10 protein-coding genes are annotated in these 12,943 nt (G+C 50.8%); 2 read left to right on the top strand and 8 right to left on the bottom strand.

The features are described 5' to 3' along the window. Positions 1-239: 239 nt before the first annotated feature. The 3 genes from H8S80_RS08960 to H8S80_RS08950 form a co-directional block, all read right to left on the bottom strand. A complete protein-coding gene (locus H8S80_RS08960; protein ID WP_117630592.1) occupies positions 240-500 on the bottom strand; it encodes a hypothetical protein in 261 nt (86 codons plus the stop codon). A gap of 79 nt (positions 501-579) precedes the next feature. Then, on the bottom strand, positions 580-1,398 hold the full coding sequence (locus H8S80_RS08955) for an alpha/beta hydrolase (protein ID WP_025530667.1): 819 nt from the start codon (positions 1,396-1,398) through the stop codon (positions 580-582). 24 nt (positions 1,399-1,422) lie between these two features. Then, positions 1,423-2,787, bottom strand: coding sequence for a GntP family permease (locus H8S80_RS08950; protein WP_002604880.1), 1,365 nt, complete (start codon positions 2,785-2,787; stop codon positions 1,423-1,425). Between the two features lie 294 nt (positions 2,788-3,081). Between H8S80_RS08950 and H8S80_RS08945 the strand changes: the two genes are divergently transcribed. Together H8S80_RS08945 and ilvD are read left to right on the top strand one after the other, a co-directional pair. Beyond that, complete coding sequence (locus tag H8S80_RS08945) at positions 3,082-3,792, top strand: FadR/GntR family transcriptional regulator (protein WP_117630591.1); 711 nt, start codon at positions 3,082-3,084, stop codon at positions 3,790-3,792. 129 nt (positions 3,793-3,921) lie between these two features. Beyond that, on the top strand, positions 3,922-5,643 hold the full coding sequence (gene ilvD / locus H8S80_RS08940) for a dihydroxy-acid dehydratase (RefSeq protein ID WP_117630590.1): 1,722 nt from the start codon (positions 3,922-3,924) through the stop codon (positions 5,641-5,643). Positions 5,644-5,661: 18 nt separating this feature from the next. Here ilvD and H8S80_RS08935 read toward each other — a convergent pair whose 3' ends face one another. The 5 genes from H8S80_RS08935 to H8S80_RS08915 all read right to left on the bottom strand — a co-directional run bounded on the left by H8S80_RS08935 (position 5,662) and on the right by H8S80_RS08915 (position 12,935). Continuing rightward, positions 5,662-7,344 carry a DUF4091 domain-containing protein gene (locus H8S80_RS08935; protein WP_117630589.1) on the bottom strand — a complete coding sequence of 561 codons (1,683 nt, stop codon included), beginning with the start codon at positions 7,342-7,344 and terminating at the stop codon, positions 5,662-5,664. 14 nt (positions 7,345-7,358) lie between these two features. Beyond that, positions 7,359-8,174: a carbohydrate ABC transporter permease gene (locus H8S80_RS08930; protein ID WP_002604885.1), complete on the bottom strand. Its 816-nt coding sequence runs from the start codon at positions 8,172-8,174 to the stop codon at positions 7,359-7,361. A gap of 1 nt (position 8,175) precedes the next feature. Then, the gene (locus H8S80_RS08925; RefSeq protein WP_002604886.1) at positions 8,176-9,060 is read right to left on the bottom strand and encodes a carbohydrate ABC transporter permease; all 885 of its coding nucleotides are present in this window, start codon (positions 9,058-9,060) and stop codon (positions 8,176-8,178) included. Positions 9,061-9,176: 116 nt separating this feature from the next. Further along, entirely contained in the window at positions 9,177-10,529 is a 1,353-nt protein-coding gene (locus H8S80_RS08920) for an ABC transporter substrate-binding protein (RefSeq protein ID WP_117630588.1), read from the bottom strand. 183 nt (positions 10,530-10,712) lie between these two features. Next, the gene (locus H8S80_RS08915) at positions 10,713-12,935 is read right to left on the bottom strand and encodes a helix-turn-helix domain-containing protein (RefSeq protein WP_002604888.1); all 2,223 of its coding nucleotides are present in this window, start codon (positions 12,933-12,935) and stop codon (positions 10,713-10,715) included. Positions 12,936-12,943: the final 8 nt, after the last annotated feature.

The raw sequence follows: 12,943 nt of genomic DNA, 5'->3' as shown, positions 1-12,943 counted from the left end.
AACTATTATTAAATATTTAATATTTTTTCACAATGGTAATTGGACCCCATAATGTCTGTAAAGAATCGTACGGCCGTCCGGGCTTTTGCATCAAAATACGGGAAGGCAAAGTACACCTTCCCGGGGAATTTCTTTTTCATAAGCCGCCGCTCCATATGAATCAAAAATGAGAGTATCAAAATGCCCGTCGCCGCCGAATCCGGCCGGAGCATTTTAAATACTCTCAAAAAAACTTTTCATTATTTTTTATCTCCCACAACCGCCTTCACAGTCTCTTCCATTTCTTCAAATGTCCAGTCTAACGGCGGGCATTTATGGAAAAAGGGGTGTTGTGGATTCATGCAGGATATATTCACCATGCGTCTGTCGAAATCGAATTTCAGTGAGAAATCGCCAATCAGCAGATGCGCTTCTTTTCGGTTTTTCATATTATCCAGCAGTCTCCGTTCCAGCTCTTTTGACTTTCTTACCTCGTATAAAAAATCGATTGTATGTATCATAGCGCCCCTCCATACTGCGATTGTACCACGGGCTGTCTCATTCGTCAAAAGCAGCGGACCGGCTCCCGGCTTTCTGCTCTCACGTACCGGACTTCTCCCGGCTGGCCGGAATCAGTCCGAAATATTCCAGTATGCATTTCAGCTGTGGATTCCAGAAGCCCCAGTTGTGGTTCCCTTCACATTCGCAGTAATGGTAATCCAGTTCCGGGCAATTTGTTTCCATAAACTGCTTAAATTCCACATTCAGACCGTAAAGGGGATCCTGTTGTCCACAGCTGTGGTAGATTCTCGGCTTGGGTCCTGTGGATGCAGCTGTCTGTTTCGCCAGATACTCCAGATCGTCCTTCGATCCCTTATACTCCTCCTCGTCGCCAAAAATGCGGTAAACATTATCCATAAAATCGGAGACCGAGAACATGGTTCCGGCTGCCTTCATGGCCTCGAAGGGGCTGTTGGCCGCCGACATTGCAGCGACACCGGCGTACTGTTCCGGGCAGGTCAGCGCCGCCTTTAAGGCTCCGTAACCACCCATGGAGAGACCGCCGATAAACGTATCCTCTCTCCTGGTGGATGCCGGGAAGAAATTGCTCACAACGATGGGAAGCTCCTTTGTGATGTAATCAAAGTACAGGTGCCCGTATTTTCCATTTGTGTAAAAGCTTCTGTGTGCCGAAGGCATAACCACGATGACATCGTGATCCCGGACCAGCAGCTCCAAATCGCTCTTTCTGATCCACGCAGTGTTGTCGTCTGCATGGCCGTGCAGCAGATACAGGACGGGATACTTTTTATCAGGAGCCGCCTCCGGCTTCCTCCCCCTTTTTTCAGGAAGAAGAACGGTCAGCGGTGAATCCATTCCGAGGTAGTATGAGTGAAAATCTACATTTAAAAGTGCCATATGTATTCTCCCTTCTTTCTGCGTCTATGCCCAGATAAAGCTGATGGCATACAATACGATAAATGACAGGATGGAGCAGAAGCCTCCATACAGGGTCCAGGATTTGAACGCTGTCTTTAAATCAATTCCCATATACTCCTTTGTCAGCCAGAAACCGGAATCGTTGACATGAGAGAAGCTGGTCGCTCCGAACATGGCGGACATACCGATACAGGCAAGATACATTGGAGAGTAGGTGGAAATCTGCGGAAACGATGCAACAATTCCCAGTGTCATAGTCAGCGCCACCGTGGTGGAGCCCACGCCGATTCTCATTAGAGTAGAAATAATATAAGCTACAAGGATAATGGAAAGGTTGGCATTCTGCAGGGCATTGCCGATCAGGGTTCCCATCCCGGAATAATCCAGAACGTAACGCAGCACGCCGCCGGCCGAGGTAACCAGGACAATCATAGCCACAGGCTGAAGGGATTTTGCAAGAACGGACTCCACCGTCTCCATGGTAATCCCTTTACGCACACACAGAAAGATGATTCCGGCCACATTGGCGATGATCAATGCCAGATACGGCTGGCCGATAAATACGCAGAAATCCAGGAATCTCTGCATTCCGGCCCCCTCCGCAGTCATCATGCCTGCGGATGCGCTGATTAAAATCAGGAGAATCGGCAGAAGCACGATGGAGATAACCAGGCCGAAGGACGGCCCACCCGCAGTACCCTCTTTCTTTTCAGGAGCCATAACGGCATTTTCAGGAACCGGTACATACATTTTCTTAGCAAACGGAACCGCTACCGCGTAGCTGATCAAATATTTCGGAATTACGAGTACGAGTGCCAGGATCGTGACCGTTCCCAGATCCACAGGAAGGCTTCCCGTGATCAGCATGGGAGCCGGTGTGGGCGGAATCGCTGATCCGATACCGAGCCCCGCCGTCATCGGAAGCACATAATATAGTAAGGATTTGTTTGTCTTCTTTGCAATAGAATAAACGATTGGCATAAGAATAATGAAAGCCGGATCAAAGAATACCGGAATACCGATGATAACGCCCGCAAGCCCCAGTGCAAACGCAGAATTCTTCTCACCGAATACCTTGACCAGCTTGTCGGCAATCGCCTGCGCCGCGCCGCTGACTTCCAGTATGCCGCCAAACATGGAACCAAGTCCGACGATCAGTGCGATCCCCTTTAGGGTGTTTCCCATACCATCCGTGACAGCCTGAGTAACCAGCGAAAACGGCATACCGCTTCCAACTCCGATTATGACTCCCGCGATGAGAACCGACAGAAGCGCATGAAGCTTCAGTTTAATAATCAGGAACAAAAGTACCACGAACCCCACCAGTGTGGCAGTTATCAGCTGCGCCGGATTAGCTACATAATCCATAATAAAAATACCTCCCTGTTTCATTTTATCTTTTTTCATAATACGTATGATGTCTTTGCCTCTATAAAATATCATTACCGGATAAATATGTCAAGTATTTTCATATAATTTTACTTTTTACACAAATTATCCCACTCTATTTTGTGCATATTTTCTCCAAATACGTATGATCTCTTCTTCAGATATCGATTTGACGCTTTCTGAACCCTCAACGTCTTAAATTCAACGGCCATCAGGTGACAAACCGCCGGTTCTATGTTAAAATAAACTCAATTCAACAGGGAGGTAAAATGGGTGAGCAGCTTAGAATTTTATAATGGGAAACCGTTGGCAGAGCAGGTAGCCGACTACATATTAAACTATATTATAGATAACAATCTGGAAGTAGGGGCTAAGATCCCCAACGAATTCGAACTCGGCAAGATGATAAACGTCAGTCGTACTACGATTCGCGAGGCTATCAAGATCCTGGTATCCCGACAGATCCTGGAGATCCGGCGCGGCGCCGGCACTTTCGTCTCCGAGAGGCAGGGAATCACCGACGATCCGCTGGGACTTACCTTTGTAAAAGACAAGACCAAGCTGGCGCTGGACTTAGTCAGCGTACGTCTGATGCTGGAACCTGAGATCGCCATGATGGCGGCCGATCACGCGACACCGGAACAGATCGGGGAGATGAAGCTCCAGTGTGATCAGATCGAAGAGCTGATCAAATCCGGCCGTGACCACATGGAGGCCGATATCCGTCTTCACACAATGATCGCCTCCTGCAGCGGCAACAGTGTAGTAGAAAAACTGATTCCGGTCATCAATTCCTCCATCGCCGTGTTTGTCGATGTAACCAACCGCGCCCTGGGCCAGGAGACCATCGAGACTCACCGCGAAATCGTAAACTGCATCGCAGAACGTGATGCAGAAGGCGCAAAATGCGCGATGTACATGCATCTGATCTACAACCGGAGAGTATTCCGGCAGCTAGAGAAAGTAGAGAAGCCTCTTGGATAAACAGTACTTCATATATTTTTCCAACGCCTTGTTGACTTTGTCCTGCGAGTATGGTATTTTGGTTTTATAAAATACATCATACGTATTATGCCTTTGCCAGGAAAAACATAGAATTCAGGAGGAAACGCTATGAAACTAAAGAGTCAGGAAGTCCGTGCACTGGCGCCGGAGATGGATCCGCTGCGCATGGGAATGGGCTGGAAGGTGGATGACTTGTCGAAGCCTCAGATTATAGTAGAGAGTACATTTGGAGACAGCCACCCGGGCAGCGCTCATTTATTGGAACTTGTGGAAGAGTCCGTGAAGGGAATCAATCACAGCGGAGGCAAGGGAGCACGGTATTTTGCCACCGATATCTGCGACGGCATGGCACAGGGACACGACGGGATTAACTACTCTCTCGCTTCCCGGGACACCATCTGCAACATGATCGAAATCCATGCAAACGCCACGACATTCGACGCGGGTGTCTTCATTGCCAGCTGTGACAAGGCGGTTCCGGCTCATCTGATGGCGATTGGGAGGCTAAAATTTCCGTCTATCGTCGTAACCGGAGGCGTTATGGACGCCGGTCCCGACCTCCTCACGCTGGAGCAGATCGGAATGTACAGCGCCAAATGCCAGAGAGGGGAAATCACAGAGGACCAGCTGACCTGGTACAAGCAGCACGCCTGTCCCTCCTGCGGCGCCTGCTCCTTCATGGGAACGGCTTCCACCATGCAGGTAATGGCCGAAGCGCTGGGTCTCATGCTTCCTGGCACCGCTCTGATGCCTGCCACCTGTGAAGATTTGAAGAAGGCGGCCTACGATGCCGGAGTACAGGCGGTAAAGCTGGCAGAGGCCGGGCTTAAATCCACCGATATCGTAACGATGAAATCCTTTGAAAATGCCATCATGGTGCACGCCGCCATATCCGGCTCCAGCAACTCCCTGCTTCACATACCTGCCGCAGCCCATGAGTTCGGTTATGAACTCGACGCGGACTATTTCGACCGTATGCACCGGAACGCCCACTATCTGCTGGATATCCGCCCCGCAGGCAAATGGCCGGCCCAGTATTTCTATTATGCCGGCGGTGTTCCCAGGATCATGGAGGAGATTAAGAGCATGCTTCACCTCGATGTCTTAACCGTCACCGGCAAGACGCTGGGTGAGAATCTGGAAGACTTAAAGAAAAACGGTTACTATGAGAAATGTGATGAATACCTGGCGAAGGTCGGAAGGAAACGCACCGACATCATCCGAAGCTTCCAAAATCCCATTGGGGACAATGGCACCATAGCAATCCTTCGCGGCAATCTGGCGCCCGAGGGTGCGGAGGTGAAGCATTCCGCCGTTCCGAAAGAGATGTTTCAGGCCGTGTTAAAGGCAAAACCCTTCGACTGTGAGGAGGAGGCCATCGCCGCCGTATTAGACAAAACCATACGGCCAGGAGATGCCGTCATCATCCGCTATGAAGGCCCGAAGGGAAGCGGTATGCCGGAGATGTTCTACACCACGGAGGCTATTTCCTCCGATGAAGAGCTGTCGAAGAGCATTGCGCTCATCACCGACGGACGTTTTTCCGGCGCTTCCAAGGGACCGGCCATCGGCCACGTATCCCCCGAAGCCGCGGAGGGCGGACCGATCGCCCTGATCGAAGAGGATGACTTAATCGAGATCGATATCCCCGCCAGAATTCTCCGTATTATCGGAGTCAGAGGCGAGAAGAAAACACCGGAGGAAATGGATGCCATACTGGCCGTGCGTCGGAAAAACTGGACGCCGAAACCGGCCAAATATACCTCCGGCGTGCTGAAGATCTTTTCTGAACATGCCGTATCGCCTATGAAGGGCGGGTATATGGAATAAAAATCGAAAAAGAGTGCCTCATAAATTCGAGGCGCTCTTTTTTCCATTCTTCTCATCAATCGCACAGTTCACCTTTTCTCTCAGCCGCAGCAGATACTCCGCGTCCTTCGGATACTTCTTAAAGGTAATCCGATACTCCAGTCCCTCATGAATCAGGCGTTCCACGTATTCCCGCCCGGCCAGCTCCTCCAGCCTTTCGAAGGCTCTCAGATCATACATCGCCTCCGTAAAGACCATAAAGCGCAGCGATTCGTAAGGGGTCCCGTCTTTCGCCGGGTAGACGACGAACGGGTCCCCCGACGGGAAGCCGCCGCCTGCGTCTGTGACCAGATACGGATTCACTGCGGAAACGGAGTGCTGGGAATTATAAAAATTGTATCCCCAGTGCAGAAATCCCTTCATGCGGTACAGATACAGCTGAACCCCCAGAATCCTGTTTCTGGCGGATGGCATGGCCATAAACTGATTGCTCACCTCATGGCCCTGGACGCAGCAGTAATACGTCCAGAGATTCTCCACTCCCGCCTCGAGAAATGGCTCCAGGAAGTCGTTGCAGACAATGGGATGTTCCACCACTCCGGCCTGATAGATGGTAAAGCTGCTCAGCGCGTCGATCACATGGCAGTCCGCCAGGAGAGGCCAGATACTCTCCTTCGCCGCGCGGTAGGTTTCCATCTGTTCCCCATGAGGTTCGTCTGAAATATGAAAATACGTCTGTTCAAACACCCCCTCCTCCTTAAGGACGCCTTTCAGCTCCGGCAGAAAAGCGCTCAGGAATCTGCGGTACGCCTCGCCTGCCGCCTCTGTGTCCCAGCCAAATATCTGTTTTTTCTCCCCATTTACGAGGGCCATCACCTTCGGTGCATGCTTTGCCCCCCACTGGGTGAACAGGTGGGAAATCTCCAGATATTTGATCCCGTTTCTCCTGCACATAGCTATCCACCGGCGCAGAAGCGAGAAATCAAAGGTATAGCCGCCCTCCTCTTTCTTCACGCCCGCCAGCTGAACCGTAGTTCTCTCACCGCCCACCAGCGTATCTAAAGGCGGGGTAAAGACCGGGGTCAGAAGCATGTTCACGCCATGCTCCGCCGCCGTGTGCACAAACTGCTCCAGGATCTCCCAGTATCTTTCTGAAAATGGTTCCACGTTATAATAATCGGCCAGACAGTCTGCATGCAGCCATTCCGTATAGATCAGCCTCTGCTCCGGCAGAACGCTGTGAACCGCCGAAATCGTAACCGTTTCAGACCATAAAAGCTCTGTCCCTCTGCTTACTGAGACAGTTACCGGATAAGAGCCGCCGCACATTTCCGGCGTGACCAAAAGATCGATCCATGCGGCTCTCCACTGGGATGCATAGGGCCGCAGGATTCCGCCGCGCACCGGCGTCAGAAGGTCCGGGCAGAGGCACGGTTCTGTGAATAAGTAATTGTCATCCAGCTGTTCCCGGTACGCCGCCATGGCCGCCGGAACCAGCTCGACCTTTCGCATGCGGATGCGGTCCGCAATCTCCGAGTCAAAGCTTACCGTGATCTCCTGCTCATTCAGCTCACAGCCGCCATACTCCATATAATAGGCCAGCTGCATGGAGATTCTCTCTCCGCCCAGGGCCGTGACGGTTTTGCCGAGACGCCGCTCCGGCCGTTTGTCCGGAAATACCTTCTCCAGACTGTCTGTCAGCATAAATTCATAATTTGCCATACTTTCTTCCTTTCTCAGCCCTTCACGCCGCTCAAGGCGATTCCTTCCACAAACTCCTTCTGAAGGAAAATGTACAGAATAAAGGGCGGCATAAATGTCAGAGCAGCGCCCGCCATGACCAGGCCGTAATTCGTGGCGTAATTTCCCTGGAGGGAGGCCAGGGCCAGCGTCAGGGTGCTCCGGTTCGTGTTCGTGATGGCAATTAACGGCCACACGAAGTCGTTCCAGGTGGTGATAAACGTAAACACGGTCAGGGACACAAGGACCGGCTTGATGAGCGGAACGACGATGGAGTAAAAGATCCGGAATTCCCTGCAGCCGTCAATCCGTGCCGCCTCGATCAGATCATCCGGCACACTGGTGATAAACTGGCGGATCAGGAACACGCCGAAGGCGTTGACCACCGGAAGCGCCAGGATTAAGTAGGTGTTAAGCAGATGAAGCTTCTGCGCAATCCGAAACAGCGGAATTAAGATCACCTGGGACGGCACCATGAGCGTGGCTAAATAGACCGCAAAGAGAAGCTCGCTTCCCACAAATTTCTTTTTTTCGAAGCCGTAGGCCGCGGTCGAGGAGATCACGGCGTTAAAGAAGCAGGCGATTACCACCACCGAGACACTGTTGAATAAATATTTGCCAAATTCGAAATTTTTGAAAATGGTTGAATAATTTCTAAGATTCAATCCAGCCAGACCAAAATTCAATTCCATCGAATACGTCTGCCGCATGGAGGTTAATATCATATAGACAAACGGAAATAACGCCGCCAGTGCCAGCACCGCAAGGAGAACCGCTTCCGCCCAGAGAACGGGCTGTACCTTCTTTTCCATCTTATTCCCCTCCTTTTCCGCTGAATACCTTCTTCTGAAGGATCGAAATTACTATGACAATCAAAAACAGAACGAACGCCATGGCGCTGGCATACCCCATCTTATACTGTTTAAAGCCGGACTGATAGATGGACATTACCATGGTAATTGTCGCCGTTCCCGGGCCGCCTCCGGTCATCGTGTAGACCAGATCGAACACCTGGAAGGACCAGATCGTCCCCAGTGTGATGACCAGATACGTAATTGGCTTCAGAGCCGGAACCGTGATATAGAGGAACTGCTGTAGGGGAGACGCGCCGTCCACCTTCGCCGCCTCGTAAAGGCTCTTCGGCACGTCCATGAGTCCAGCGTAATAGATTACCAGGAAGTACCCTACATTTTTCCAGATCGCTACAATGCTCACGCTGATCAGCGCCAGATTATACCGGCCCAGCCAGTTTACCTTGCCGATGCCGACAAGCCCCAGGATGTTATTGATGATTCCGCCTTCCGTGGCAAGCATGAACTTCCACACGGTTCCGACCAGGACCATGGAGGAGATCACCGGGATGAACAGGGCGCTCTTGAAGAAATTGCCGACTCTTCCACGAAAGCGGGAAGCCAGCAGATTGGCTATCACCAGCGACAGCACGGTCTGAACCGGAACCGTCACAAGCGTGTAGATCACGGTGTTGCGGATTGCCGGCCGGAAAAACGGATCGCCGGCCATACTCTTATAATTGTCCAGGCCTATCCACACCGGCGGCTTCAGCACGCTGTATTCCGTAAAGCTAAAGTATCCGGTCATGCACAGCGGAAGTAGAGAAAACAGCACCAGCAGAAGAAAGCTGGGAAGCACATACAAAAATCCATTGTTTTTTTTGATAAATTCAGATATCGCCTTCAAACGAATGATCCCCTTTCTAAAAAGATGCCGCGGAACATTTTCTGCGAATGTTTCCGCGACACCTAGCACTGCATTGCGCAAATACCAGTGAATTCAGCACTAGATTCTTTCTTCCCTTACTTGTTCTGTGACAGCGTGTTGTTCGCATAGTCGGCCGCATTCTTCAAGGCCTCCTCGGGCGTCATCTGTCCAAGCATCATAAGCTGAAGGTTCTTATACAGGTTATCGTAGACCGCTGCGGAACCCTGTACGGCAGGAAGGGTAATAAGAGCGTCCTTGTTGTCCTCATATACAGCCTTAAACGCCGGGTCATCGTGATACTCCTCATCCCTGGCGATCGGCGGAAATGCCGCCATCTCATGGAACTTCGTCATGGAAGGGCCGCTCAGCATGTATTTCACCATTTTCACTGCCAGGTCCTTATTCTTGCTGGCGCTGATCAGGACCAGGGAGTCCGCTGACGCAAATGTCCCCATCTTCTGATCCTTCAAGGAGGTGAAGAAGCCCCAGTCGATGCCGGCCTCCTTAAATCCCGCTCCCTGATTCGTCGGGCTCATGACAAACGCCGTGTTGCCTGCCTTGAATTCTGCAAATACCTGGTCTTCCGACATGGAGGTAATGGATTCCGGCATGATTCCATCCTTAAACCGTAAATCTGCCAGGAACTGGGCCGCTTTTATGCCCGCTTCGCTGTCAAACTCTGCTTTTGTGCCGTCTGCATTGAAGATCTCTCCGCCTGCCTGCCATAAATAGGGGAAGAAGATGGAGTTCATGGCACCCTTGGATTTGTCTCCCCACTGCTGGAGCAGCGGAGTCTTGCCGATGGCCGCCACCTTCTGGCAGGCATCCTTAAATTCATCCCAGGTCTCAGGAACGCTTTGAACACCGGCCTCCTTTAAGATAGCCTTGTTATAGAACATAACGCGGGCGCTGCCCACCACGATCGGCATGGCGTACTGCTTTCCGTCAATGACACCTTTATCGAGATAGTAGAAATTGTCTCTGTCCTCTGCTGTCAAAAAGTCGTCAAACGGTGCGATGGCACCTGCTTTTATGTAATCGTTGATCATCTCCATGTACATGTATCCCACATCAGGCCCCTGTCCCGATGAAATTCCGGTCAAATACTTTTCTTCGTAATTGCTCCAGGGAATGATTTCTATAGAAACCTGGGCGTTGTTTTCCTCTTCGAACGGTTTTAAGATCTCTCCCCATACTTCCTTGTCGAGAGACTCCTCCGTGCCGAAGGGCGGCATCCAGAGCACCAGCTTCGTCTTTTCTCCGCTGGCTTTCTCCCCCTCTGTGCTCTTATCGGCAGCCGCATGTTCCTTAACAGGTGTTCCCCCTGTCTCATTGCCCCCGGCTGACGCTGCATCCTTCTGTCCATTGGCGCCGCACCCAGTAGCCAGCATCCCGGCCATCACCCCTGCAAGTGCCAGACTCAGACATTTCTTCATTCTTTTTTTCATTGTTTTTGCCTCCTTTTCCAATCGGTTTGATGATGGCCCTATCATAACACCGAAAATACCCCCCTGTATATTTTCTATTTTTGTACTGTTTTTCTAATTCTCAAATGCTTTATATAGAGATCTCGAGGCACTGTGATATACATTTCTTTCACTGATTCTCAATTTTAATCAGTTTTTTATGCATTATTTTTTCTTATAACGGCCCGGTGTCGTATTTTCAAACTGTTTAAACACCCGGATAAAGGCGGCGTCACTGGAGAAGCCCACGGACAGCGCTATTTCCTTTATATTTTCGTCCGTATTCACAATGAGCCGTTTGGCCTTTTCAATCCTCAGACTGTTGATGTACTGTGCGATTCCGATTCCGTATTTCTTCTTGAAGGTGGTGGATAAGTACGTATTGCTCACGCCAAGCATGTCGGAAATACTGTAAAGTCCAATCATGGGATCTTCAAAATTTAAGTTGATGTACTGTCTGGCCCGCTCCGCAATATTTTCCTTCTGGTCCAGCTGGCGCTTCTGCTGCCACCGGATCAGATAGCCAAAGCCTTCGTGAAGGAGCTTCAGCAGCTTCTGTCCATCCTTTGCTTCAGATAAATTCCTGGTGTATTCCTCCATGCGGTACTCGGTACAGCTCCCTGCATGGTTTTCCAGAGCCATCAGAATGGGATTGATAACCGCGTATTTTTTCGCCCTGCTCGTGTAGACGTTGCGGTCGGTGCCGATATACTGATTAAAAAGAAGATCCAGCAGCCGGTCGGCCTCCTCGTACTTCTCCTCCAGCATGGCCATCTCGTACTCCGGCATCACGCTTACATAGGCGGCGTTCTCCTGCCTTCCCACCATTGTTTCGTCATAGAAGAACACACGGCCCCTGTCATTTTCACAGAATTCCGCAACCATCTGCGCCTGATGAAAGCTGGTTATGATGTTAGACATGGAATCATAGATTCCGCCCAACATAATCCTGCATTCCACCAGCGAGTGAAGGCTGTCTAATATTTCCGCGGCAATGGCCTGCATCTCCGCCTTTCCGTACTCCGGCTCCATATGGAACAGCAGTGCGAGGCTTCCGTCAAACTCGGCGGTCATGACGGCTATATCCTCTTTTTCCTTCAGCGCCCCGCGGATCCGCACATCCGCATCGTGAATCTCATCCTGGCTGAATCCCATGGGGTTTCGAATCAGTCCGGCCTGAAACAGGGAGTATTCCATCTGAATGCCGAATTTCTGCATGGAGGCGAAAATCACGGAATTATTGCGTTCCTCGCTGCTTAAGAGATTGCACAGGAACAGGGCCTCTATGGCCTCCCTCTGTTCCTCCAGCTTCCTGGTGCTCTCCACATTCATTTTCAGCATCCGGCTGATTCCGCTGTCAATCAGATCGTAATCATCCAGGAAACGGCCGCCCTCATCCGTCTTATTCACGACCTTATCCAGAATATCCTTCAGCGGCTTTGCGTTGCGGCGCCCCAGAAGGACGAATAAGACCGCGCCGAATATCATACACAGCCCGATGGAAACATAGGCGATATTCCGTATGAAGTAACCGGAGTCCAGCAGCTTGCGCCGTTCGATTAAGGTGACGTATTTGATGCCGTAATAATCCGAATCCATCACGGAACCGTAGTTGCCCTCCATCTTAAATAACGGCTTTCCGCCGTTTGCCTGCAGACTTTCCTTTAAGTCCGCGTGGTTAATTCCGGAGCCGAAGCTGGCATAGACGGAATCATCCGCGGCAACTACCGCGGTCATGGTGTTTCCCATCCCCTCATTTGCGTTACGGAGAATGGATTCCACCTCCGATTTATTGATGAGAATCATCAAAATGGCTGTTTTATCGCTGGATAAGTCGTAGGGAAGCTGGCGGAACAGGCACAGCTCCATACTCCCGTCGCCCTGAGGCATGAAGCTGTAGCCGTCTCTCTTCTGGCCACCGGCCGTCTCCAGCCACTCCTCATATCCGTCCAGCTTTAACTCATTTTTCAGCAGATAGTATTTCTCCGCTCCAAAGTATCCCAGATCGCCGACCACATAGTTCAAATGGGGATAGTAGACGTATATTTCTTTAATAAAGGTATTGGAAAGCTTGTAATCATAGAGCTGGCGTGAAAACTGAACGAGAAAATCCTTGTCAATTTCACTCAGCTCCTTTGAGCGGCTCAGCTTCAGGTTCACAGCGTTCATCTGCAGCTGGGCGGCAAAACTGTCGATATCATTCAGGCGGATATCGATGCTGGTCTGAAGCACGGATGTCAGGCCGTGATTCAACTCTTCAATCTCTCCGGAGAACTCTTTTACCATCCAGGTCGTGAGTGCCACCAGCATGCCGATCATGACGACGGATACGATGATAAAGGACCGCACCCACAGATAGAGACTCTTTGTAATCTTTCCTTTTTTCATCCGTTCAT

It is taken from the genome of Hungatella sp. L36 (assembly GCF_014288035.1).
The sequence above is the reverse complement of the archived record's forward strand: the minus strand, read 5'-3'. Positions and strand labels throughout refer to the sequence as shown.